Source organism: Pseudomonas sp. FDAARGOS_380 (assembly GCF_002591235.1).
GTDB classification, from domain to species: Bacteria; Pseudomonadota; Gammaproteobacteria; order Pseudomonadales; family Pseudomonadaceae; genus Aquipseudomonas; species Aquipseudomonas salmasensis.
The window spans coordinates 1,939,755-1,964,160 of the sequence record NZ_CP023969.1; the positions used below are offsets into that span (position 1 = coordinate 1,939,755).

Annotated in this window: 18 protein-coding genes; 9 read left to right on the forward strand and 9 right to left on the reverse strand. The window is 61.5% G+C overall.

The annotated features are described in order from the left end of the window. Positions 1-254: 254 nt before the first annotated feature. The gene (uvrD, locus tag CRN80_RS09100; RefSeq protein WP_044270067.1) at positions 255-2,438 is read right to left on the reverse strand and encodes a DNA helicase II; all 2,184 of its coding nucleotides are present in this window, start codon (positions 2,436-2,438) and stop codon (positions 255-257) included. Positions 2,439-2,716: 278 nt separating this feature from the next. Between uvrD and CRN80_RS09105 the strand changes: the two genes are divergently transcribed. The 3 genes from CRN80_RS09105 to CRN80_RS09120 all read left to right on the forward strand — a co-directional run bounded on the left by CRN80_RS09105 (position 2,717) and on the right by CRN80_RS09120 (position 7,574). Beyond that, entirely contained in the window at positions 2,717-5,590 is a 2,874-nt protein-coding gene (locus tag CRN80_RS09105; protein ID WP_098949999.1) for an EAL domain-containing protein, read from the forward strand. A gap of 162 nt (positions 5,591-5,752) precedes the next feature. Continuing rightward, positions 5,753-6,619 carry a transcriptional regulator HexR gene (hexR, locus tag CRN80_RS09110; protein ID WP_003177007.1) on the forward strand — a complete coding sequence of 289 codons (867 nt, stop codon included), beginning with the start codon at positions 5,753-5,755 and terminating at the stop codon, positions 6,617-6,619. 757 nt (positions 6,620-7,376) lie between these two features. Further along, positions 7,377-7,574 carry a PA3496 family putative envelope integrity protein gene (locus CRN80_RS09120; protein ID WP_073526287.1) on the forward strand — a complete coding sequence of 66 codons (198 nt, stop codon included), beginning with the start codon at positions 7,377-7,379 and terminating at the stop codon, positions 7,572-7,574. On the opposite strand, the gene CRN80_RS09125 is transcribed toward CRN80_RS09120, so the two are convergent. Beyond that, the gene (locus tag CRN80_RS09125; protein ID WP_098950000.1) at positions 7,504-8,478 is read right to left on the reverse strand and encodes a LysR family transcriptional regulator; all 975 of its coding nucleotides are present in this window, start codon (positions 8,476-8,478) and stop codon (positions 7,504-7,506) included. The two genes, CRN80_RS09120 and CRN80_RS09125, sit on opposite strands and share 71 nt — an antisense overlap. Before the next feature lie 194 nt (positions 8,479-8,672). On the opposite strand from CRN80_RS09125, the gene CRN80_RS09130 reads away from it, so the two are divergent. Beyond that, complete coding sequence (locus CRN80_RS09130) at positions 8,673-10,088, forward strand: acetyl-CoA carboxylase biotin carboxylase subunit (protein WP_003195732.1); 1,416 nt, start codon at positions 8,673-8,675, stop codon at positions 10,086-10,088. Positions 10,089-10,099: 11 nt separating this feature from the next. Then, positions 10,100-11,908, forward strand: a complete 1,809-nt coding sequence (gene oadA, locus CRN80_RS09135) for a sodium-extruding oxaloacetate decarboxylase subunit alpha (protein ID WP_003195730.1) — start codon at positions 10,100-10,102, stop codon at positions 11,906-11,908. 84 nt (positions 11,909-11,992) lie between these two features. Here the strand turns inward: oadA and CRN80_RS09140 are convergent, their stop codons facing one another. Together CRN80_RS09140 and CRN80_RS09145 are read right to left on the reverse strand one after the other, a co-directional pair. Then, positions 11,993-13,294, reverse strand: coding sequence for an autotransporter domain-containing protein (locus tag CRN80_RS09140; RefSeq protein WP_098950001.1), 1,302 nt, complete (start codon positions 13,292-13,294; stop codon positions 11,993-11,995). A 109-nt stretch (positions 13,295-13,403) separates the two neighbouring features. Beyond that, the gene (locus tag CRN80_RS09145) at positions 13,404-16,370 is read right to left on the reverse strand and encodes an autotransporter domain-containing protein (protein ID WP_098950002.1); all 2,967 of its coding nucleotides are present in this window, start codon (positions 16,368-16,370) and stop codon (positions 13,404-13,406) included. Positions 16,371-16,593: 223 nt separating this feature from the next. On the opposite strand from CRN80_RS09145, the gene CRN80_RS09150 reads away from it, so the two are divergent. Together CRN80_RS09150 and CRN80_RS09155 are read left to right on the forward strand one after the other, a co-directional pair. Next, complete coding sequence (locus tag CRN80_RS09150) at positions 16,594-17,934, forward strand: type II toxin-antitoxin system HipA family toxin (RefSeq protein WP_098950003.1); 1,341 nt, start codon at positions 16,594-16,596, stop codon at positions 17,932-17,934. Next, entirely contained in the window at positions 17,931-18,209 is a 279-nt protein-coding gene (locus CRN80_RS09155) for a helix-turn-helix domain-containing protein (RefSeq protein ID WP_032894437.1), read from the forward strand. Before CRN80_RS09150 ends, CRN80_RS09155 begins: the two co-directional genes overlap by 4 nt. Positions 18,210-18,212: 3 nt before the next feature. Here the strand turns inward: CRN80_RS09155 and CRN80_RS09160 are convergent, their stop codons facing one another. Both CRN80_RS09160 and CRN80_RS09165 read right to left on the reverse strand, forming a co-directional pair. Beyond that, complete coding sequence (locus CRN80_RS09160) at positions 18,213-18,983, reverse strand: amino acid ABC transporter permease (RefSeq protein WP_014720547.1); 771 nt, start codon at positions 18,981-18,983, stop codon at positions 18,213-18,215. Further along, entirely contained in the window at positions 18,980-19,801 is an 822-nt protein-coding gene (locus CRN80_RS09165) for an ABC transporter substrate-binding protein (protein WP_098950004.1), read from the reverse strand. Before CRN80_RS09165 ends, CRN80_RS09160 begins: the two co-directional genes overlap by 4 nt. A 114-nt stretch (positions 19,802-19,915) precedes the next feature. Here CRN80_RS09165 and CRN80_RS09170 point away from each other — a divergent pair, with 114 nt between their 5' ends. Next, complete coding sequence (locus CRN80_RS09170; RefSeq protein WP_098950005.1) at positions 19,916-20,818, forward strand: homocysteine S-methyltransferase family protein; 903 nt, start codon at positions 19,916-19,918, stop codon at positions 20,816-20,818. 196 nt (positions 20,819-21,014) lie between these two features. On the opposite strand, the gene CRN80_RS09175 is transcribed toward CRN80_RS09170, so the two are convergent. From CRN80_RS09175 to CRN80_RS09185, 3 genes are read right to left on the reverse strand one after another with little or no spacing between them, the layout of a single operon-like run. Continuing rightward, positions 21,015-21,686, reverse strand: coding sequence for a GNAT family N-acetyltransferase (locus CRN80_RS09175; RefSeq protein WP_098950006.1), 672 nt, complete (start codon positions 21,684-21,686; stop codon positions 21,015-21,017). A gap of 10 nt (positions 21,687-21,696) precedes the next feature. Further along, the gene (locus tag CRN80_RS09180; protein ID WP_098950007.1) at positions 21,697-22,143 is read right to left on the reverse strand and encodes a GNAT family N-acetyltransferase; all 447 of its coding nucleotides are present in this window, start codon (positions 22,141-22,143) and stop codon (positions 21,697-21,699) included. Further along, the gene (locus CRN80_RS09185; protein ID WP_098950008.1) at positions 22,140-22,778 is read right to left on the reverse strand and encodes an FMN-binding negative transcriptional regulator; all 639 of its coding nucleotides are present in this window, start codon (positions 22,776-22,778) and stop codon (positions 22,140-22,142) included. The genes CRN80_RS09180 and CRN80_RS09185 overlap by 4 nt, the downstream gene beginning before the upstream one ends. 87 nt (positions 22,779-22,865) lie before the next feature. On the opposite strand from CRN80_RS09185, the gene CRN80_RS09190 reads away from it, so the two are divergent. Then, positions 22,866-24,404, forward strand: a complete 1,539-nt coding sequence (locus CRN80_RS09190; RefSeq protein ID WP_098950009.1) for a PLP-dependent aminotransferase family protein — start codon at positions 22,866-22,868, stop codon at positions 24,402-24,404. Positions 24,405-24,406: the final 2 nt, after the last annotated feature.

The following is a 24,406-nucleotide window of genomic DNA, read 5'->3' on the forward strand; positions in this document are numbered from 1 at the left end:
GCGCCATGTTGCACAGGTGTCGTGGCAGTGGCTAGCGGCATAATGTTTCGGGCTTTTGCGTAAGATCAAATCCGAAGGGTCTGTAGGACTAATTACAGATATTGGCCCGCACGCGTGAAATACAAGGGCGCAGCCGTATCTTCCTGTAGGAGCGAGCTTGCTCGCGAAAATCGTCAACGATTACGCGGGCATTCTGGATGAACGCGTTGTCTGGGCGTTCTTCGCGAGCAAGCTCGCTCCTACAGGAATGGGGTTCAGACCGCTTCGAGCTTGGCGTAACCCATCATCAGCCACTTGCTGCCCTCGGCGAAGTTCACCTGTACCCGGGCCTGTGCGCCGGCGCCTTCGAAGTTGAGGATGACGCCTTCGCCGAAGATCGCATGTTTGACCTGCTGGCCCAGGCTGAACGGGGTTTCCGGTATTTCGGAGCCGGCAAACATGCTGCTGGAGTTCTGTTGCTGGCCACCGCCGAACGGGCGGCTGACGCTGTTGGACAAGCGCACTTCCTGGATCAGTCCCTTTGGCACCTCACGTACGAAGCGCGACACCTTATTGTAGGTTTCGCTGCCGTACAGGCGTCGGGTCTCGGCGTAGGTCATCACCAGGTTTTGCATCGCCCGGGTAATGCCCACGTAGGCCAGGCGGCGTTCTTCTTCAAGACGGCCAGGTTCTTCCAGGCTCATCTTGTGAGGGAACAGGCCTTCTTCCATGCCCACCAGGAACACGTAAGGGAATTCCAGGCCCTTGGCGCTGTGCAAGGTCATCAGCTGGATGCTGTCTTCATGCTCATCGGCCTGGGTATCGCCGGCTTCCAGCGAGGCGTGGCCCAGGAAGGCGGCGAGCGGCGTCAGCTCTTCGTCGTCATCGGTGTTTTCGAACGCACGTGCGGCGCTGACCAGCTCCTCAAGGTTTTCTACCCGAGCCTGGCCTTTCTCGCCTTTTTCCGCTTCGTGATAGGCGATCAGCCCGGACTGCTCGATAACAGTCTGAGTCATCAGGTGTAGCGGCATCTCTGCGCACTTGGCCGCCAGGTTCTCGATCAGCTCGACGAACACCCCCAACGCCCCGGCAGCACGGCCAGTCAGGCCTTTGTTGGCGATCAGCAAGCGCATGGCTTCCCACATCGACACATCGGCATGGCGCGCATGGTCGCGGATCGCTTCGACGGTTTTCTCGCCAATGCCGCGCGCCGGGATATTGATCACCCGCTCCAGCGCCGCATCGTTACCACGGCCTTCCAGCAAGCGCAGGTAGGCCATGGCGTTCTTGATTTCGGCACGTTCAAAGAAGCGCTGGCCGCCGTAGATGCGGTACGGGATGCGCTCGCGCAGCAAGGCTTCTTCCAGCACCCGCGATTGGGCGTTGGAACGGTACAGAATCGCGATATCGCTGCGGGCCAGGCCAGTCTTCAGTGCGCTTTCGATGGTTTCCACCACGTAGCGCGCTTCATCGTGCTCATTGAACGCCGCGTACAGGTTGATCGCTTCGCCTTCGCCGCCGTCGGTCCACAGCTCTTTGCCCAGGCGCCCGGTGTTGTTGGCGATCAAGGCGTTGGCCGCCTTGAGGATCCCGGCGGTGGAGCGGTAATTCTGCTCCAGGCGGATGGTCACCGCGTCCGGGAAGTCTTCGGAATACTGGTAGATGTTCTCGATTTTCGCACCGCGCCAGCCGTAGATCGACTGGTCGTCATCGCCCACCACCATCAGGCTGTCGCCGCCTTTGGCCAGCAGGCGCAACCAGGCGTACTGCACGGCGTTGGTGTCCTGGAACTCGTCCACCAAAATGTGGCGGAAGCGTTTCTGGTAATGGGCCAGCAAACCGGGGTTGTCGCGCCACAGGTCGAGGGCACGCAACAGCAGTTCGGAGAAGTCGATGACGCCGGCGCGCACGCAAGCAGCCTCGTAGGCTTCATAAATGCTGCGCATGGTGGCTAGGAACAGGTCGCCGCTGGCCTGGATATGTTGCGGGCGCAGGCCTTCGTCTTTCTGGCCGTTGATAAACCACTGCGCCTGGCGCGCCGGCCAGCGTTGTTCGTCCAGGCCCAGCTCGCGGATCACGCGCTTGACCAGGCGTTGCTGGTCGTCGCTGTCGAGAATCTGGAAGGTCTGGCTCAGCCCCGCTTCCTGCCAATGCGCCCGCAACAGGCGGTGCGCCAGGCCGTGGAACGTGCCCACCCACATGCCGGCCGGGCTGATGCCCATCAACTGCTCGATGCGATGACGCATCTCGGCAGCCGCCTTGTTGGTGAAGGTCACCGACAGGATGGAATGCGGGGACGCGTTCTCGACCTGGATCAACCAGGCGATACGGTGCACCAGCACTCGGGTTTTACCGGAGCCAGCACCGGCCAGGACCAACTGACGGCCAACGGGGGCCGCTACGGCCTGGCGTTGGGCATCGTTGAGGGAGTTCAGCAAAAGAGAGAGATCATCGCGCATCGACGCATTCTATGGGCCTTGGGGGGCCTGGGCAAATCCCAATGCCGGATGGTCGATGCAAAACGCCTGCACGCTAGCGCCGGGGCGAGCATTCTGGCGGGGGTGATGACCGGTTGGTCATCGGCCGCAGCCCGTGCCGCGTCTTGCCCAAGCGGTCTGGGCCAAAGGTTTGCGGCCAATCGCAACAGGTTTTTTATGACTTGTAGCAGTTTGGCCCTGGCGCTTGCTTGTGTATGCTCCGTCGACGTTTCGGGCTCACCATTATAAGAACACCGCCTATGACCCTTAGCACCGACCTGTTTGGCCCCTCGCCGGCCCCCGCACAGGTCATCCGTAAACACTATGCAACCGAAATCGCGGTTGAGCGCACGCGCCTGCTCTATCAGGGTTCGTTGCTGCCGACGCTGCTGATGCTGGTCAATGGCCTGGTCTGCGCCTGGTTGCTGTGGAACCCCGATCAGTACCTGCTGGACAGCGTCTGGCTGCTCTGGCTGCTCGCCCTGGTGGCGATGCGCGTAATCCAAGTGGCGGCCTTTGATTCGGCCATGCCCAGCCGGCAGGCCCAGCCCGTGTGGCGGCGTATGTTCATGCTCGGCTCGGCGGTCAGTGGCCTGACCCTCTCGGTTGCGGCCATTGCCTTGGTGCCCACGGACAGCTTCATGCATCAGGCCTGGGTGTTTGGCCTGATTGGCGCCGCCACCTTGTCGGCCAGCGTGGCCTATGCCGTGAGCCTGTGGGCCTACCTGTCGTTTGCCTTGCCGTGCCTGGTGCCGGCCATCGTTTACCTGTTCTGGGATGGCACCCCGCAGCAACAAGGCTGGGGCGTACTCGGGCTGATCCTGCTGGCGTCCCTGAGCCTGGTTGCGTGGCAGGTCAACCGCCTGATCCAGCGCGGGCTGGTGCGCCGTTTCCAGAACCAGGCCCTGATCGAGCATCTACAGCAGGCGCAGCAACGCAGTGAGCAGTTGAACCTGGAGCTGGTGCGCGAAGTCGAGCAGCGCCGCGAGGTGGAGCAGGACTTGCGTGAAGCCCAGGTCGGCCTGCAAGACCGTGTGGCGCAACGCAGCCAGCAATTGGATGCTGCCAGTCTCGCCTTGAGTAAAAGCGAAGCGCGCCTGGCCATGGCCCTGCAAGCCAGTGAACTGGGCCTGTGGGACTGGAACCTGCAAACCGACGAGGTCCACCACACACAACTCAAAGAGTTGTTCGGCCTGGAGCCCGAATACGTCACGGCGATGCTCAGCCACCTCAAACCGCGCCTGCACCCCGACGATCTGCCCTTGCTCAAGCACGCGCTGGTCGAGCATCTCAAAGGCCGCAGCGAGGACTATCAGGTGGAATACCGGATACGTCATGGCGATGGGCATTGGGTGTGGATCCAAGACCGCGGGCGCGCCGTGGAGCGCACACCCAGTGGCCGGGTCATCCGTATGCTCGGCACGCGCCGTGACATCAGCGCCGCCAAGGCGGTGGAAGAGCAGCAACGTCTGGCCTCGACGGTGTTCGAGGCGGCCAGCGAAGGCATTGTGATCCTCGACCCGAACTATGCGTTGATCGCCGTGAACCAGGCGTTCAGCCGCGTCACCGGTTTCGACATCGACGACATGCTTGGCCGCAACGTCGTGGAACTGCCCTGCAGTCGCGATGCGCGGCGCCACTTCCCGCTGATCCGCCAGGCATTGCTCAGCCACGGCACGTGGCAGGGTGAATTGGTGGAAACGCGCAAGAACGGCGAACTCTACCCGCAATGGCTACAGCTGAACGTGGTGCGCGATGTACGGGGTAACGTCAGTCATATCGTCGGGTTCTTCGCCGATCTGTCGGCGCGGCGCGAGTCTGAAGAGCGCATGCGCTACCTCACTCACTACGACGAGTTGACCGGCCTGGCCAACCGTTCGCTGTTTCGCGAACGGCTGCGCGAAGCTCAACAGCGCGTGCGCCAAGGCGGTCGCAGCCTCGCGCTGCTGCATATCAACCTCGACCGCTTCAAGTTGCTCAATGACAGCCTGGGCCATGAAGTGGCCGATCAACTGTTGCAGAAAATGGCGCGGCGCTTGATCAACGCGCTGCCGGAGGCCGACACCATTGCGCGCCTGTCCGGGGATGAATTCGCCGTGCTGTTTGACGCCTATGGCAACTTATCGAGCCTGGCACGGGTGGCGACCCGGCTGCTGGCGAAATTGCGCGTGCCGGTGAATGTGGAGGGGCATGAACTGGTGGTCAGCGCTTCGATGGGCGTCAGCCTGTTGCCGGATAACGCACGGGAAATTTCTGCACTGGTCAGCCAGGCGAATATGGCGATGCAGCATGCCAAGCACTTGGGCGGGAATAATTTCCAGTTCTTCACCGACAGCCTGCAAGCCAGCACCCTGGAGCGTTTGCAGCTGGAAAACCACCTGCGCAAAGCCATCGACGAGCGTCAGCTCACGGTGTTCTACCAACCCAAGCTGTGCCTGGCCACTGGCAAGCTGAAGGCTGCCGAGGCGTTGGTCCGCTGGGAGCATCCGCAGTGGGGCATGGTGCCGCCGAGTGACTTTATCGGTTTGGCGGAAGAAACCGGCTTGATCGTGCCATTGGGCGAATTTGTGCTGCGCCAGGCCTGCTGGCAGGCCTGCGAATGGCAGCGCCAGGGGCTGGCGCCGATTCGCGTGTCGGTCAACTTGTCGGTGCATCAGCTGCGCCAGGGCAAGCTGGTCAGCCTGGTGCGCCAAGTGCTGGAAGAAACCGCACTGGACCCGCAGTACCTGGAGCTGGAACTGACCGAAAGCCAGTTGCTCGACAGCGTTGAACACATCATCGCCACCTTCCAGCAATTGCGTGACCTGGGGGTGAAGCTGGCCATCGACGATTTTGGCACCGGTTACTCATCCCTCAGCTACCTCAAGCGCATCCCGGTGGACTACGTAAAGATCGACCAGGCCTTTATCCGCGGGCTTGGCCAGGGACGCGAGGATGCGGCGATCACCCGCGCGATCATCGCCATGGCCCACGGGTTGGCGCTCAAGGTAGTGGCCGAAGGCGTGGAGGATCAGCAGCAGCTGGATTTCCTGCGCGGTGAGCAGTGTGACGAGGTGCAAGGTTACCTGATCAGCCCGCCCATGCGAGCCGAAGGGCTGGCGGATTTGTTACGCAAAAATGCAGATTTTTCTTAACGCAGCGTAGGCCGCCTTTATGGCTACATAGCGCCTGCCCGCTGAATCAGGGGGGAGCGGGGCGATTTAGTGATGCATCGGACGGGCAAAACGACAATTCTTGTAGTATAACTACAAGCTTGCTACATCCCTGGCGTCTGCCAATAACAAGAGTCCTGCCCTTTGAACCTGTTGCAACATATCGCCCAGTCGCGCCACCTGTTACGCAAATCGGAACTCAAGGTTGCCGATCATGTGCTGCTTGACCCTGCGGCCGTGATGCACAGTTCCATGGCCGACCTGGCCCACAGCGTGGGCATCAGTGAGCCGACCATCGTGCGCTTCTGCCGCGCCATTGGTTGCTCCGGGTTTCAGGATCTGAAACTCAAGCTGGCGCAAAGCCTGGCTGCCGGTGCGAGCTTCGGCCAGTTTGCGATCCATGAAGACGACTCCGTCGCCGACTACAGCCTGAAAATCTTCGACACCACCTTGCACACCCTGATGGAAGTGCGTGAGAAGCTCGACCCGGTGGAGCTGCAAAAGGCCGTGACCGCGATGTCCCAGGCCCAGCGCGTCGAGTTCTACGGCTTCGGTGCGTCCGGCGCGGTGGCGGCCGATGCCCAGCACAAGTTCTTCCGCCTGCTGCTGACCGCCGCGGCCTACAGCGACCCGCACATGCAGGCCATGTCGGCGGTGACCCTGAAGCCCACTGACGTGGCCATCTGCATTTCCCAATCGGGTCGCTCCAAAGACCTGCTGATCACCGCCAACCTAGTGCGTGAGAGCGGCGCTTCGCTGATCACCCTGTGCCCGAGCCAGACGCCATTGGCGGAGCTGTCCACGGTGAACCTGGCGATCGACGTGCATGAAGACACCGAGATCTACACGCCGCTGACCTCACGCATTGCCCACCTGGTGGTCATAGATGTGCTGGCGATGGGCGTGGCCATGGCCCGTGGCCCGAGCCTGGTCAACCACCTCAAGAGCGTGAAGCGCAGCTTGCGCAGCCTGCGCCTCTCGCCAAAATCCGTCAAAGCCCTCGACGACTGAGCCCAGGCCATACTTGGTCAAAATGTGGGAGCTGGCTTGCCTGCGATAGCGGTGGGTCAGTTGATAAGATGGCGACTGGCAGGCCGCTATCGCAGCATAGGTATCTACATATCTTTGGTGTGACGCTGGACCTGTGGCGAGGGAGCTTGCTCCCGTGACGCCCTGACGGCCGGCGCCTATCTCCCTGGCGCCCCAGGATCCAAATGTGGGAGCTGGCTTGCCTGCGAAGACGGCCTGACAGTCAACACAGTTAGACCGGGTGCATATCCATTCCTGCGGTAACGGCCCCTTAGGGTTCCGCCCTGACGGCGGGTCACTTTTGGAAAAGAGCCCCAAAAGTAACCAAAAGGGCTCTTGCCCCACCACTCGGCACCTCGCTTAGGCTCGGTGTGCCCGTAATCCGCCAGTGATTTGGGGGGCCGCCGCCACGCGCCATCCATGGCGCGGGGCGGCTAAACCGGCATCCCTGCCGGTTTACCCACCAAATCCCTGTCGAATTCCGGCCAGCGTGGTTTGACGGGGCGCTTGAGATCAAAAGCAGATCAAGATCAAGAGCGGCTCGCTTCGCATCGTGGTTACCGTTGGCTGCTGTAACCTACAAAGTTGTGTAGATACCTATGGCTATCGCAGGCAAGCCAGCTCCCACATGGGTTTGCGCCATATGCGCAAGATTCATCATCCTGTAACCCCCGCGCCGCCAAACCGTCATCCCCCACGCCCATCCTGTACTCCCCGTACTCGCATTGGGAGACTCCAAATGACCCGGCCCTACGAAGACAGCAACAGCACCGTCAAGACCCGTCGTCAGCAGGAAGACCAACGCCGCATGGCGTTCCGTCGCGCCATCGAAGACCGTTGCGAGGAGCGCCAGTTGCTCCAGAGCATCAGTGACTACCCGGAACTGCATTGGCAGGCACCCGTGGCTGCCCAGCGAAACGCTCAGCCAGCGCGCTGATCTGCACCCGTTCGCTGCGAATAAAGCCCAGGAACGCATGGGCCACCGGTGACAGGCGTTTAGCCTTGGCCTGCACCAGGCACCAACTGCGGTACAGCGGCAGTTCTTCCACCGGCAGCTCCTTGAGCCCGCCGGTGGCCAGCTCCAGGTTCAAGGCGTGGCGCGTCAGCAGGGCCACGCCCAACCCTGCCGCCACGCACTCACGCTGTGCCTCCGCCGAGGCCACTTCTACCGTCTGGGTGAAGTGCACGCGTTTTTCCTTGAAGTACTCTTCGCAGGCCAGCCGCGTGCCAGAGCCCGGTTCGCGGATGAGCAGGGTATAAGGCTCCAGGTCTTGCAGGCGCAGCGGCCCTTGCAGGCTCAGGGGATGATCCGGCAATGCCACGGCCACAATCGGGTTGTTGAGAAACGGCAGGAACTCCAGGCCCATGTCCTGGGGCACCATGGACATGATCACCAAGTCGTCGCGGTTGTCCGAGAGCCTGCGGATCACCTGGGCGCGGTTGACCACCGTGAGCTGCAATTGCACTTCCGGATGCTGGCGCTTGAAGGCGGCGAACAGGTGCGGCACGAAATACTTGGCGCTGGATTCCACCGCCAGTTTCAGTTGGCCTTGCAGTGAACCCTGCATGTCCGACAGCTGCATATCGAGGTTTTCCAGGCGCCCGAAAATATCGCGGCTGGCCCGTTGCAGGGCTTCGGCGGCCTCGGTCATGTAGAGCTTTTTGCCAACATAGTCGAACAGCGGCTGGCCGATCAGCTCTTCCAACTGGCGAATTTGCAGGCTGACCGCCGGTTGGGTGAGGGACATTTCCTCGGCGGCACGGCTGTAGGAACGCAAATCGCACACTTCATTGAAGATCTGCAATTGACGCAATGTCATACGCATCAACGACTTACGCATTTTACAAACCCTTAGCTCCCCGTTATTCCGGCCAACTATAAGTCTTTACTTATACACAACCCAATAATTATTGATTTTTGTTAATTCTCCTGTGCGCATAGTGTGTGTCTCGCGACTGTCATGAAACATTTGGTCACGCGCCGGCCCGGCTGCAACGGGTCGAAGCACGCAAATCGGCTCAAGGGAATTTCCAAGTGATAAAAAAGATCCTGATCGCCAACCGTGGTGAAATTGCCGTACGAATCGTGCGTGCTTGCGCCGAGATGGGCATTCGCTCGGTCGCGGTCTATTCGGACGCCGACCGCCACGCGTTGCACGTCAAGCGTGCCGACGAAGCCCACAGCATCGGTGCCGAGCCATTGGCCGGTTACTTGAACCCGCGCAAGCTGGTGAACCTAGCGGTGGAAACCGGTTGCGATGCGCTGCACCCCGGCTACGGTTTCCTGTCGGAAAACGCCGAATTGGCAGACATCTGTGCCGAACGCGGCATCAAGTTTATCGGCCCCTCGGCAGAAGTGATTCGCCGCATGGGCGACAAGACCGAAGCGCGCCGCAGCATGATCAAGGCCGGTGTGCCGGTTACGCCGGGCACCGAAGGCAACGTTGCCGATATCCATGAAGCCCTTACCGAAGGCGACCGCATCGGTTACCCGGTGATGCTCAAGGCCACCTCCGGTGGCGGTGGTCGTGGCATTCGTCGTTGCAACAGTCGCGAAGAACTTGAACAAGCCTTCCCCCGCGTGATTTCCGAAGCCACCAAGGCCTTCGGTTCGGCGGAAGTGTTCCTGGAAAAATGCATCGTCAATCCCAAGCACATCGAGGCGCAGATCCTCGGTGACAGCTTTGGCAACGTGGTGCACCTGTTCGAGCGTGATTGCTCGATCCAGCGTCGCAACCAGAAGCTGATCGAAATCGCCCCCAGCCCGCAACTCACCCCAGAACAGCGCGCCTACATCGGCGACCTGTCGGTGCGTGCCGCCAAGGCCGTGGGCTACGAGAACGCCGGCACCGTGGAGTTCCTGCTCGCCGAGGGCGAGGTGTACTTCATGGAGATGAACACGCGGGTGCAGGTGGAACACACCATCACCGAAGAAATCACCGGCATCGATATCGTTCGCGAGCAAATCCGCATCGCCTCCGGCCTGCCGTTGTCGGTCAAGCAGGAAGACATCCAGCACCGGGGTTTCGCGTTGCAGTTTCGTATCAACGCCGAAGACCCGAAGAACAACTTTCTTCCAAGCTTCGGCAAGATCACCCGTTACTACGCCCCCGGCGGTCCCGGCGTGCGGACCGACACGGCGATCTACACCGGTTACACCATCCCGCCGTTCTACGACTCCATGTGCCTGAAACTGGTGGTGTGGGCGTTGACCTGGGAAGAAGCCATGGACCGCGGCCTGCGTGCCCTGGACGACATGCGCCTGCAAGGCGTGAAGACCACCGCCGCCTACTACCAGGAAATCCTGCGCAACCCGGAATTCCGTAGCGGCCAGTTCAATACAAGCTTTGTGGAAAGCCATCCTGAGCTGACCAACTACTCGATCAAGCGCAAACCCGAAGAGCTGGCCCTGGCCATCGCCGCCGCCATCGCCGCCCACGCAGGCCTGTGAGGAATATAACAATGAGCAAGAAGATCTTCGTAACCGACACCATCCTGCGCGACGCCCACCAATCGTTGCTGGCCACCCGCATGCGCACCGACGACATGCTGCCGATCTGCGACAAGCTCGACAAAGTCGGCTACTGGTCATTGGAAGTCTGGGGCGGCGCGACCTTCGACGCCTGTGTGCGCTTTCTCAAGGAAGACCCGTGGGAGCGTCTGCGCCAACTGCGCGCCGCGCTGCCCAACACGCGCCTGCAAATGCTGCTGCGCGGCCAGAACCTGCTGGGCTACCGCCATTACAGCGACGACGTGGTCAAGGCCTTCGTGGCCAAGGCGGCGGTCAACGGTATCGACGTGTTCCGCATTTTCGATGCAATGAACGACGTGCGTAACCTGCGCGTGGCCATTGAAGCGGTCAAGGCCGCTGGCAAGCATGCCCAGGGCACCATCGCCTACACCACCAGCCCGGTGCATACCGTGGAAGCGTTCGTGGCCCAGGCCAAGCAATTGGAAGCCATGGGCTGCGACTCCATCGCGATCAAGGACATGGCTGGCTTGCTCACGCCCTACGCCACTGGCGAGCTGGTCAAGGCACTCAAAGCCGAGCAGAACCTGCCGATCTTTATCCACTCCCACGACACCGCCGGCCTGGCCGCGATGTGCCAACTCAAGGCCATCGAAAACGGTGCCGACCATATCGACACGGCCATCTCCAGCTTTGCCTGGGGCACCAGCCATCCGGGTACCGAGTCGATGGTCGCGGCCCTTAAAGGCAGCGAGTTCGACACCGGCCTCGACCTGGAACTGCTGCAAGAGATCGGCCTGTACTTCTACGCCGTGCGCAAGAAGTACCACCAGTTCGAAAGTGAATTCACCGCCGTCGACACCCGTGTGCAAGTCAACCAGGTGCCGGGCGGGATGATCTCCAACCTGGCCAACCAGCTCAAAGAGCAAGGCGCTCTGAACCGCATGAGTGAAGTGCTGGCCGAGATCCCGCGGGTTCGTGAAGACCTCGGCTTCCCGCCACTGGTAACACCGACCTCGCAGATCGTCGGCACCCAGGCGTTCTTCAACGTGCTGGCTGGTGAGCGCTACAAGACCATCACCAACGAAGTGAAGCTCTACCTGCAAGGCGGTTACGGCAAGGCGCCGGGCACGGTGAATGAAAAACTGCGCCGCCAGGCCATCGGCAGCGAAGACGTGATCGACGTGCGCCCGGCAGATTTGCTCAAGCCGGAAATGACCAAACTGCGCGGCGAAATCGGCGCACTGGCCAAGTCCGAAGAAGACGTGCTGACCTACGCCATGTTCCCGGACATCGGGCGCAAGTTCCTCGAAGAACGTGACGCCGGCACCTTGGCTCCTGAAGTGCTGTTGCCGATCCCCGAAGCGGGTGGCGTGGCCCGTGCTGGCGGCGAAGGCGTACCGACCGAATTCGTTATCGACGTGCACGGCGAAAGCTACCGCGTGGATATCACCGGTGTCGGCGTGAAGGCCGAAGGCAAGCGCCACTTCTACCTGTCCATCGACGGCATGCCGGAAGAAGTGGTGTTCGAACCGCTCAACGAGTTTGTCAGCAGCGGCGGCAGCAAGCGCAAGCACGCCACCGAGCCGGGCCATGTCAGCACGGCGATGCCGGGCAATATCGTCGATGTGCTGGTCAAGGTCGGCGACGTGGTCAAGGCCGGCCAGGCCGTGCTGATTACCGAAGCCATGAAGATGGAAACCGAAGTGCAGGCAGCGATTGCCGGCAAGGTGAGCGCTGTGCATGTGGCCAAGGGCGACCGGGTGAACCCTGGCGAAATCCTGATTGAGATCGAAGGCTGATCACAGCCTTCGAGACTAACGGTTAATCCTCGGGGGGGCAGGTGCTCCCCTTTTTTTTCGCCTGCAATTCAGGCGTTCACGGGCTTAGAAGCTCATTTTCCACTGGCCCATCAGGCCTTGGTCGTGGCCATGGTTGCCGGCTTGGCGGGTATAGGTCAGGCCGACGCTGTGTTGGGTGGACAAGGCAAGGTCCAGGCCTGCTTGCAGGTCAAAGCTATCGCGGTCCAGGGCGGTGCCGGTGATGGTGTAACCGTCGATCAGGCCCGGCGCATAGCGCGAGGTTTGGCGGACCTGGCTGTTGACGTCGCCGTAGAGGTGTTTCCAGCTCGTACTGAGGTGGGGCGTGAGGCTCATGTTGTTGTCGAAGCGATACAGCGTTGCCAAGCGCAAGCCAAAGGTGCTGTTCAGGTTTCGCTGGGTTTGTGGGCCGACGTTCAATGCGGTCACGCCGCCGCTCTCTTTGAAACGGTCGCGCTGGTAGCGTTGGTAGCCGAGGCCGACGAAGGGTTCGACAGTGGAATCACCGCTGCCCAATTGATAGCCCAGTTCGGAGAACAGGGTCTGGCTGCTGGCGTTGTATTTGCTTTTGAGCGAGTCGTGGTAATTGAGCAGGCTGACGCTGCGTTTGTTCTGCCCGGCATGGTTGCTGTAGATCGCCCCCAGGCGCAGGGCGAAGGGGCCGTCCTGGCGCACGGCGTAGCCGCCCAAGTGCCAGCTGTCCAGGTCGGCGGCATAACGCGGGGCATCGAAGCGGCTGGAGGTCTTGGCGCCCATGACACCCACCCGCCACGCATGGTCGACCGCCCAGTCGGCGCCCAGCAACAGGCCTTGGGTATCGTGTTTCAAGCCGGCGCTGCCGTGTTGTGCGTCTAGGCTGCCGCCGTTGCCCAGGCCTTGCACCCAGAAGTGGCCGTCGTCGTCAGTAGGCAGTGTGCGCAGGGTGGCGAGCAATTGGCGGCTCAGGTGTTGGGTGGTGGCCTGGGTTGCGGTGGCCAGGTTGGCGTTTTGGCTGGCGGCCAGTTGCTCAAGGGCTGCGCCGATCCCTCCAGGTTGTTTGCTCAATTGTTCGAGCGATTTTTGCAGCTCCTTGAGGTCTTCCGCGTCCAACTCGCCGGAGGCCACCAGTTGAATCACTGCCGGCTCCAGCACCTTGGCGACTTGCAGGCCGTTGTGCGAAGTGGCCTGCTGAGTGAGGAACCCGTCGAAGGGCGGTGGAAGGGGCGGCGCTTCGAACTGGGGTATAAATACTCCGCTATAGTCGGCGGCGTCATAGGGATAGCTGCCGTAGGGCTTGTATTCAATATCGCCGCGCGCATGGGCTGGCTGAAAACTGGCGGCCACTGCCAAGCTGATGACGATTGCGATTCTTTGAAGTGTAAAGGGCATGAATTCCCAACCTCTGATGAATGAGGCCGGGAATTTAGGCGAGGCGCGGGGGGATAACTGTCAGCCTATCGACCGCTGATGTGCGGGAGTTGTCTCTAGTACGGTGCGATTAAAAACTCATCTGCCATTGGCCGGTCAGCGCATGGTTGCGGCTGTTGCTGCCCACTTCGCCGGTATAGCCCAGGCCCAGGCGATGACGGGCGGATAAGCCTACGTCCAGGCCTGCTTCGAGCAACAGGCTGTCGCGGTCCAGGGCGCTGCCTTGCACATTGAAGGCGGTGCCACCGGCCAGGAAAGCCTGGCGTGTGGTGCTGTCGACATCGCCATAGGTGTGCTTCCAGCCAACGCTGGCACGAGGTGTGAGGCTGACGCCGTTGTCCAGCTGGCTCAAGTGCGCCAGGCGCAGGCCGAAGGTGCTGCTGAAGTTGTCCTGGGTCTGGCCCTCGACATGCAGCGCAGCGGCGCCGCCTTTTTCGTTATAGCCGTCGCGCTGGTAGCGCTGGTAGCCGAGGTTGGCGAACGGTTCTGCGCTCAAGCGACCGCTGCCCAGGGCGTAGCCCAGTTCCGCAAAAGCCTGCTGGCTGTTGGCGTCATAGTCGCCTTTGGGGCGGTCGTTAAAACCGTTGAAGGCCACCGTGCGTTTACTGTCGCCCTGGTGCCTGCTGTAGGCCGCACCCAGGCGCAACGCCAATGGGCCGCTCTGGCGCAGGGCATAGACGCCGGCGTGCCAGCTGTCGACGCTGCCGTCCACACCGGTGGTGTCCAGGTCGGTCTTGGAGTAACCGCCCAGTACACCCAGGCGCCAGTCGCTGTCCAGCGCCCAATCGGCGCCGAGCACTGTGCCTTTGGTGCGTTGGGTCAAACCGTTGCTGCCGTGCTCGCCATCGAGCTTGCCGTAGCTGCCGATGCCTTGCAGCCACAGGCGGCCGCGGGCGTTCGGGTCATTGAGGTTGCGCACTTCGGCGGGCACGCCGGTGGCGGCCAGTACCGGCGTATCTTTGTCATTGAGCCCCACCAGCAGTCCCGCACCGCCGCCCACCTGATGCATGGCGGCGAGCATGCTGTTGCCCACTTGCGCACTGGCATTGAGGGTGGCGCTGGTGAGGTTGGCGGTGCTACTGCCCGCCAGTTGCTCGATGGCGGCACCGGCTGTGGCGGTGGTGGTATTGAGCAGGGCGTTGTACAGCGGGTTGTTCGTGCCCAGGCCTGCCAGGCTGTTGGCGGCGTTGGCGCCATTGCCGGTGCTGGCGAATTGGTTGAAGGCGATGTCGTTACGGGTGTACGTAAGGCCGACCTGAGTGGGGCTGTAATCCAGGGTCGGGGTCAGGAAGGCGTAGTCGCTGGTGACCTTGCCAAACGTGCCATTGATGCTGCCGGCTTGCAGCACGCTGTAATGGCTTTGCCAGGGGTAGGTGCCTTCGCCGGGGTTGACCGCCAGGGTCGCGCCATTGAGGTAAGCGGTGCCGCCGACCTTGATCGGCGCGCTGCTGCCGTCGGCGTTGACGCCATAGGCCAGGGTCGAGCCGCTGCCCATGCGCAAGTCGCGGTTGATGCTGGCGGTGCCCAGCGCGGTGTTGGTCTGCAGGGTGCCGTTCACCACCAGGCTGCCCACCGAGCCGCCGCCGGCATACACACCGCCTGTGTCGACCGTCACGTCCCCGACAATGCCGCCTTGGTTGACCAGCTTGGCACCGCTGGAAATCTCGCCGCCGTCGCTGAAGTCACCCTGGCCGGTCAACGTCCAGGTGCCTTGCTTGACGTTCAGCCGTTCGAGGTTGCGGCTGTCGCCAAAACTGCCACCGGCGACGTCGTCCAGGGTCAGTCGGTCGTAACCGCTGCCGCCGTCCACCGTGCCGATAAAGCGGCTGCCGTTGCGCAAGATCAGCTGGTCATCGCCGCCGCCCAAATCCAGGGCCAGGCCACTGCTGCCGCTGATGGTGCCGCTGTTGATGACCGTATCGGCATAGTTGCCGACGAACTTCACGCCAAAGCCATCCAGGCCTTCAATCGTGCCGTGGTTCTCCAGGGTGGTGGCCGCGAGCCCCGGACCATCGCTGCCGTCGTCCACCAAGATGGCATTGTTGGCACCACTGACCAACGCGCCTTTGGCGTTGTAGAGAGAGCCGCCGCCCAGGGCGATCCCTTCGCTGCCGTTGGCAAAGCCGTTCTTGTCGACACCTCCGGCGCCTACACCCTGGATGACGCCGTAGTTTTCGATATGGGCGATCTTGTCGATGTCCACGCCGTCACCGTCGCCATCCGGTTGCAGCCCGGAGAACGCGCCGGTGATGGTGCCGTGGTTGATCACAGTGCCGTCGCCATCGGAACCAAAGCCCGAGCCGTTGCGACCGATCACCGTGCCGTAGTTGGTCAGCGTGGCGCCCTCGTCCGTGGTGATGCCATGGCGGCCACCGGAAATCAGACCGTAGTTGGTGACCGTCACGCCGCTGGCGGAGTCGATGTCCACGCCATCGAACTTGTCATCGCGGGAGAAGGTGTTGCCGGTGGAGATCTCACCGTAGTTAGTGATAGAGGCGTTGGCGCCGGTCTTCATGCCGTCGCTGGCCTCCCCGCGAATCAAGCCACCGGCACGGTTGATGATCGTGGTAGTGACGTTACTGCTGCGCAGCGCATCCAGGTCCAGCCCTTGGCCGGTGGCCGAGCGAAGGGTGCCGCTGTTGTCGATCAGCACGCTGCCGCTGGCGAAGTTACTGTTGATGCGCAACGCATCATTGGCGCCTTGAATCACCCCACCGGCAAGGTTGTAAATGCTGTACCTGCGCTCCCCGCTGACACTGCCCGAACTGTCGATACCCCGGCCGCCAGTGGAGGCCAGCTTGCCCGCGTTGGTGACTACCACCCCCTCACCGCGGGTGCCGTCCTTGAGCGTCACCGCTACCCCGGAAGTTGTAATGCTGCCAGGCGCCGACGTGGTCAACGTATCACTGCCACCCAGGGTTTGCCCCTGGGTAGTAGGTGTGTCGATCTGCAGGTTTTTTGCTGCGGCGGCTTCAATGAAACCGCCGCTGGCCAACAGGGTGATGGCGAGCGCGAGGCGTTGAGGAGACGGGGGCATGCTGGACGACCTTGTTATGGCAAGCGAGTCGATTGGTATAGCGCAAGGTCGTTGCAGAAATGTGGCGCAGTGATGACGGTTAAGCCGTTTGCATTAAATTGCATGTTTTCAGGTATTTTCCCTCGATATCTGCATTTTAATGCGTATATAAAGGCTCGTCATTCGTAGGATATGCACTATATTGCATGTGTCGCTCCCGTTTCCGCCTCGCAGGTGCACTAAATTGCAGAAAGACACCGCTTACTCTTTGACGCTGCAGATTTTCACCGCCGGGCACTGGCGTGATGCTATGCGACTTGAATTTCCTGAACCGCAACAGGGTTTTGTCGGGCCCTGCAGGTTTCATTACCGCCAGGATTATCTGGTCGATCACCTCGAAGAGATCCAGCAACCTTTCTGCACCGCTGTCAGTGCCCGGTTCCCGCTGGATTGGGACGTGACAGTGCTCAAGTCAGCCCCCGCTTTTTTGCACGATATCGCGCCAGCCGGCGCGGCCAAGCGTTTTTTGATGCAGCGTCTTGGTCGTGAGAAACCCCAGGCCATCGATGACGATTTGTTCTTACTGGGGCGCAGTACGCCGGCACCGATTGGCAACATGCGGATCAAGGAGTCCATCCAAGCCCTGGGCGGTGAAACACCGATGGGATTTGCACGACATGAGGTCGTCAGTCGCGACAGCCGCTTCCTGGAATATGCCTATGAACAAGGTGCTGCCATCGGTGGTGCGACCGGAGCAGGGGGCGAGGCGCCGAAATTATTGATGACCCAAGGTACCGATGGCTTGTTGTACCCAGATGCGATTCTGAATGACGCTGACGTCGCTCAGCACTGGTTCATCAAGTTCGCGCGCAACCAGGCCACGCAGACTGATCAAGATATCCTGCGAAGTGAGTACCACTATTACCGGGCGCTTGAGTCTCTTGGCATCGAAACGGTCGCCACCCAAGGGCTGGCGCTGGAAGAGGCGACAAAACCCAGCCTGTGGATGCATCGTTTTGATCGCAGGCTGGGTGAGGGCGGTGTTGAACGGCTGGCCGTCGAGTCGATCTATTCCTTGGCCGGTGTAACCACCCCTGGCAGCTACATGGATCATCTGGAGGTGGTGAGGCTGTTGGTCGATCAATGGCGAGCAGTGGGCCAAGAGGCCCAAATCGCAGATCTGGTCGCAGAGTACCTGCGCCGGGATTTGCTGAATAAAGTGCTGGGTAATTCGGATAACCACGGCCGCAATACATCGATCATCCGCGAGCCCAAGGCGCTGCGCCTGGCCCCCATTTATGATTTGGCACCCATGGTAATGGACGCTGAAGCCGTCACTCGAACCACCAAATGGCCCAAACCCTTGGAAATCGCCGGGGATATCAATTGGCGAGCGGTATGCGAGGCTTTGGCCGACCTCGTCGACCCCGAGCAAAGCTTTGAACGCCTGCGACAAACAGCCGAGCACCTGCGTGCATTACCGGATCTTCTGGTGACCAGTGGCGTGCCCGCTGTGACCTTGAATCACCCCAGCGTTCCACTGGGGAAGCTGGACCTGCGCCTCAAACAGTGGGGGTTGAGATGACGATCAGCATGGACGCCCGTGCGCTGTTGATCGACAGCGTCGAACAAGGCTTGGCCGATGGCTCGCTCGAGCTGGGCGCCGCCGTGCGCCGCCTGCGCACCGAAGTGACCGGCCTGCACCAAAGCCAGTTCGCCAGAATGTGCAAAATCTCGGTGCGCACTCTGGTGCATATCGAACATGGCGAGGGCAACCCAACCCTGAAATCGCTGAATGCCGTGTTTCGGCCCTTCGGTTTGCAGATGGGCGTGGTCAAGGTGCGGCGCAACGGGCCCTGACCTTCAACCGCGCCGCACGTAGCCCTTGCCGAAATGCCGCTCCATGCGCGCCTGGATCAATTCCAGCCCCAGGGACATCACCCAATAAATGATCGCCGCCGTCGTGAGCATCTCGATATAGCGGTAGCTTGAGCGGCCATAGGACTGCGCCAGAAACATCACTTCCCACACACCCATCACCGAGATCAGGGAGGAGTCCTTGAGCATCGAGATGAACTGGTTGGTGGCCGGCGGGATGATGGTGCGCATGGCCTGGGGCAGGGTCACGTGCCAGAAGATCGCCCTGTCGCGCATGCCCAGGGCCAGCGCAGCCTCGCGTTGGCCATGGGGCACGCCGAGGATGCCGGCGCGGAAAATTTCACTCAGGTAGGCGCCGTAGTTCAGCGACAGCGCGATGATCCCGGCGACGATGGCGCCTGGCACCAGCCCCAGTTGCGGCAGGCCCAGGTAGATCAACAGGATCTGGATCAGCAGCGGTGTGCCGCGAAAGAACGAGGCGTAGAAACTGGCGATGCCGAACGCCACCGCACTTTTGGACAGGCGCCCCAGCGCGGTGATAAAGCCCAGCACCGATGAGGCGACAATGGCGCACAGGCACAAGAACAGTGTCAGCGCCGCACCTTGCAGGAAGCCGTTGGGCGCAAGGTGCAGGCCGACCAGGTTGGGCAGCTTGTCGAGGATGATCGAGAACTTCAGGTCAAAGCTCAGGAAGAAACTCGCAAACAGGGCGAACAGTGCCGCCCAGGTCAGGTAAAGCCGTAGGCGAAAACTCATCGGCTGATATCGGCGCCGATCCATTTTTGCGACAGCGCGCTCAAGGTACCGTCCTGCTTGAGCTGGGCGAAGACCTCACGCACTTTGCTGTCCCACTGCGGGTCGCCTTTCTCGATGGCCACCGAGTTGGGCTCCGAGTACAGCGGCGCACCGGCGAGCTTGAAGCGCTTGTCCTGGGTCAGGCGCGGCTGCGCGGTGACCAGGTTGGTGAGGATCGCATCCAGGCGCACGCCAGCACCCAGGCCCAGGTCCTGGAATGCCACGTTGTCGGTGTCGTACGGGGCGATCTGCACCTCCTCGAACGGGTACTGCAATTGCGTGTCTTCAGCGCCTTCGATCACCAGGTTCTTGTTCAGGTAGCTTTCGTAGCTGGAGGCGCTGGTGAGGCCGACTTTCTTGCCGCTCAGGTCCCGGGCTTCGTGGATGCGATCGTCCTTGGCATTGACCACGATCACGGCCGGCGAAGCGTAGTACTCCACCGGGAAGTCGAACACCTCGGCGCGTGCCTTGCTTGGGGTCATGGAGCAGATGCAGATATCGTAGCGCCCGCTCCAGCGGCCGGCGGCGATCACGTCCCAGGACGGGGTTTCCAGGCGCAACTTCACGCCCAGTTTTTGCGCCACGGCCTTGGCCACGTCCACGTCGAAACCGTCGAGCTGGTTCTGGTCATTGAGAAATGAAAACGGCGGGTAGCTTTCCATCAGCACGCCGACCAGTTCTTTTTTCTGCTCGACACGATCCAGCGTGGCACCGCCAAAGGCTTGGGTTGAAGCAGCCAACATCGTCAGGCCCAGGGCCAACAGCGGTCTGAATTTCAAAATCGAACACCTGAATAAAAAAGAGGTTGTTATTAACCGAACGGTACGCATTAAATAGTTATAAGAACGACTCTCATAGTGAGTTATTTTCATAAGCATATGAGTAAAAAGCATATGGGCGCAGTAAGCACAGTAATTCTCGATGGCGGCATGGGCCGTGAACTGCAACGCCGTGGCGCGCCGTTCCGTCAGCCGGAATGGTCGGCACTGGCCTTGAGCGAGGCGCCACAAGCGGTGGAGGCGGTGCACGCGGCCTACATCGACAGTGGCGCCAATGTGATCACCAGCAACAGTTACGCGGTGGTGCCGTTCCACATTGGCGAAGCGCGGTTTGCCCAAGAAGGCCAGGCGCTGGCCGCGTTGGCCGGTGAGTTGGCGCGACGGGCGGTGCAAGCCTCCGGTAAAGCCGTGCAGGTCGCCGGCTCACTGCCGCCGCTGTTTGGCTCTTATCGCCCTGATCTGTTCCAGGCCGAGCGCGTCAGTGAGTTGCTCACCCCGTTGGTGAACGGCCTGGCCCCGCATGTAGACCTGTGGCTGGCGGAGACCCAGAGCTCGATCGCTGAAGCACGGGCGATTCATGCCGGTCTGCCTAAAGATGGCAAGCCGTTCTGGCTGTCGTTTACCTTGAAAGACGAAGACACCGACGAGGTCCCGCGCCTGCGCTCCGGCGAACCGGTGGCGGACGCAGCCGAGGCGGCGGCGCAACTGGGCGTGCAGGTATTGCTGTTCAACTGCAGCCAGCCGGAAGTGATCGGCACGGCCATTGATGCGGCGCGTGCAACCTTCGAACGACTGGGTGTAGCGATTCAGATCGGCGCCTACGCCAACGCCTTCCCACCGCAACCCAAGGAAGCCACGGCCAACGATGGCCTGGACCCGTTGCGCGACGACCTCGACCCGCCGGGTTACTTGCACTGGGCGGCAGATTGGCAGGCACGCGGCGCCAGCCATTTGGGCGGTTGCTGCGGCATCGGGCCGGAGCATATTGCGGTGCTGGCCCAGCGCCTGGCCGACTGATTCAGCGCTAGTCAAACCTGTGGGAGGGGGCTTGCCTAGGTAGGAGCGAGCAAGCTCGCTCCTACAGATGTGAGTTAAGGCTTTTTTGTAGGAGCGAGCTTGCTCGCGAAAAACTCACAGGCGCCGCGTTTATTCAGGCAGCACGCGTTATCGTTGACGTTTTTCGCGAGCAAGCTCGCTCCTACAGAGTTGAGTGTTAATTGCGACACTCTGTGAGTGTCTTCAGTTGGCCCGAACCACTCTGGTTCGCTTCCGACAACCACGCCTCAAACCCGGCACCGACCTTCGGCCATTCCGAATCCAGGATCGAATACCACGCCGTATCGCGGTTCTGTCCCTTGACCACCATGTGCTGGCGGAACACCCCTTCAAAACTGAACCCCAACCGCTCGGCCGCGTACTTGGACCGCGCGTTGCCGTTGTTGCACTTCCACTCCAGCCGACGGTAGCCCTGCTCGAACGCATACTTGGCCAGCAGGTACACCGCTTCAGTACTTTTCGGCGAGCGCTGCATCGGTGCGCCGAAGGTGACGTGGCCGATTTCGATGCGGCCTTGCGCCGGGACGATGGACATCAGGCTGAGGATGCCCTGGACCTGGCCCGTCGCACGGTCGATCACGCTGAAAAAGTACGGGTCGCTGTGGGCGGCGTGGTTGTTCAGCCAGGCATCGAAGGCACTGCGCTCGGTGAACGGGCCGTAGGGCAAATAATCCCACAGCTTCGGGTCGGCTCCTGGACCTTCAAGGGCTTGCCACAGTTGGTCGGCATGGCGCGCCGGGTCGAGCTTTTCCAGGTGGATAAAACGCCCTTCAAGCAGGTGCGCGGTGGGCGCCGGGGCGCCTTTCCAGTCGGCGAGGGAATTAGTCATGATGCGCTCCTTAGAGACCTTTGCGAAATTGAATGAAGCCTGGGCGTTCGGCGATGCGCTCGTAGAGCTGGATCGCGGTGGTGTTGGTCTCATGGGTCAACCAGTGCACCTTGCAGCAGCCATCGGCTTTGGCGGTGGCGTAGACGAATTCAATCAATTGGCGACCCACGCCGGTGCCACGTTGAGCCGGGTCCACCAGCAAGTCCTGCAGGTAGCAGGAGTTCTCGATGCTCCAGTTGGAGCGATGGTAGATGAAGTTGACCATGCCCACCGCCTTGCCGTCCTGCCAGGCCAGTGCCGAATGGGTCGGCTCGCTGGGGTCTATCAGGCGTTGCCAAGTGCTTTGGCTGACGGCGTCCGGCAGTTCGGTGTTATAGAACTTCAAGTACGCCTGCCACAGCGGCAGCCAGGCGGCGTGGTCAGCCGCTGTCACCTGGCGAATGTCGATCAAGCTCATTCTGAAACTCCTTGGGGAATAAAGCGGGCCAGGGTCTGGTCGCGTACATCGGCACTGGCGGCCAGGCCGTCACGCACACCGGCCATGTCGGCCGCGCTGCGGTTCTGGCTGAGTTTGCGTTTGCCCACCAGGCGCTCGATCGGCAGGGCGAAGCCGACGATGGCCTTGAGCATGCCGTCAATGTAGTCCGCCGGTGCGTCGCTGACACGCCAGGGTTGGGCGCGGCCGCTTTCATGGCGGTCGGTGAGGGCGGTGACCACCTTGAGCAAGCGCTCGGCGTCGCTGAACACCTCAGGCGTGCCATAGGCGTGCACGGCGATGTAGTTCCAGGTCGGCACCACTTTGCCGTGCTCGGCCTTGGCGGGGTAAAACGCCGGGCTGATATAGGCGTCGGCACCGGCGAAGATCACCAGCGCCTCACTGCCATTTTGCAGCTCGCGCCATTGTGGGTTGGCCTTGGCCAAGTGGCCGTACAGCGTGCCGTTGGGGCCTTCATCGGGGTTGAGCAGCAAGGGCAGATGGCTGGCTTGCAGGCCGTTTTCACCCAGGGTGATCAACTGCGCCAAACGAGTGTGCTGGATCAGTTGCTGGATTTCGGGCAAGTCATCGAGAGCAAAGGCGCGGGGTGTGTACATGGAAATTTTCCTTGGCGAATGCCTGCATCCTAGGCAGGCTATTGGTTCGTTGTAAGAGCCATCTAGCGCTATTTTCATAGGTCCAATATGCCGCCCATTTCGCCGCCGTTGTCCTTCAACCCCGCCGGTATCGAGTTGGACCGCCGCCAGGGCCTCACGCGCCAACTCTATGAGGCCCTGCGCCAGCGGGTGCTGGATGGGCGACTGGTCAGTGGCACGCGGTTGCCCGCAACCCGAGATCTGGCGGCGGCCTTGTCGATTTCCCGCAACAGCGTGGTACGCGCCTACGATCAGCTGTATGCGGAAGGGTTTATCGAGTGCCGGGTAGGTGATGGCACCTACGTTGCCCAATTACCGATGGCCAAAAAACTATCCACAAAAGTATCCACAGGGTTGTCAACAGGCTTATCCCCAGGTTTATCCACAAAATGGGCGAATTTACCCGAAGATTTGGACGATGAAGTTATCCACAGTGCCGGGTTGGCGCGGGTAAAAGACCATCACTTGCCCCAGCCGCCTGTGGGGCCACCTCGGGCCTTTCGCGTTGGTGTACCGGCCTTTGATCTGTTCCCGTTTGAGGTTTGGGCCAAGCTTAATGGGGCGTTCTGGCGCAAACCCGACCTGGAACAGCTGTGCTATGGCGACCCGGCAGGTGACGGCCGTCTGCGTGGTTTGATCGCCGCGTACCTGCGCAGCTCGCGCGGCATGCAATGCACGGCTGAACAAATTGTGATCACCAGTGGCGCACAGCAGGCCATCAGCCTTTGTGCACAGTTGCTGGTAGAGCCTGGGGACGGCGTGGCGGTGGAAAACCCCGGTTACCGCGCGGCCGGCCATGCATTCGCGTTGGCCGGCGGGCGACTGCATGGCGTGCCGGTCGACGGCGAGGGCATGGATTGCCAAGTGCTCGGTACTCTCAATGACTGCCGTGTGGCGTATGTCACGCCTTCCCATCAGTACCCGCTGGGGGTGGTGATGAGCCTGGCACGGCGCCTGGAATTGCTGGCCTGGGCCGAACGTTCAGGCGGCTGGATCGTGGAGGACGATTACGACGGCGAGTACCGCTACAGCGGCGCGCCGCTGTCACCGTTGGCTGCGCTGGATCGCAATGGCCGCGTGCTGTACGTCGGCACCTTCGGCAAGGTGGCGTTCCCGGCGTTGCGCCTGGGTTACCTGGTGTTGCCCCCGGGCCTGGTGCAAGCGTTCACCCGGCGCCGCGCCGTGGACGTGCGCCACTCCGAAGTCAGCACCCAGGCGGTGATGGCCGAGTTCATGGCGGCGGGGCATTTCCAGCGCCACATTCGCCGCATGCGCCGCGCCGCATTGAGCCGACGTAATGCTTTGCTGGCCGGTTGGCCCGATGGCTTGCCCGGCGTCGGGCCCTTGCCCAGCGTTGCGGCGGGGCTGCACATGACGGTGCGGGTGGAAAGCCTGGCGCGTGAACAGTTACTGCTCGCCCAGGCCCATGCCGCAGGTGTCGAAATCAACGGCCTGAGCAGCTATTGGCTGGCAGGCGCCAGCCCACCTGCGGACCAGCGTGCCGGCCTGGTGATGGGGTTTGCCGCCGTGCCCGAAGCCGACATCGCACAAGCGCTGGCACGTCTGCATCAGGCGTGGTTGCCGTAAAG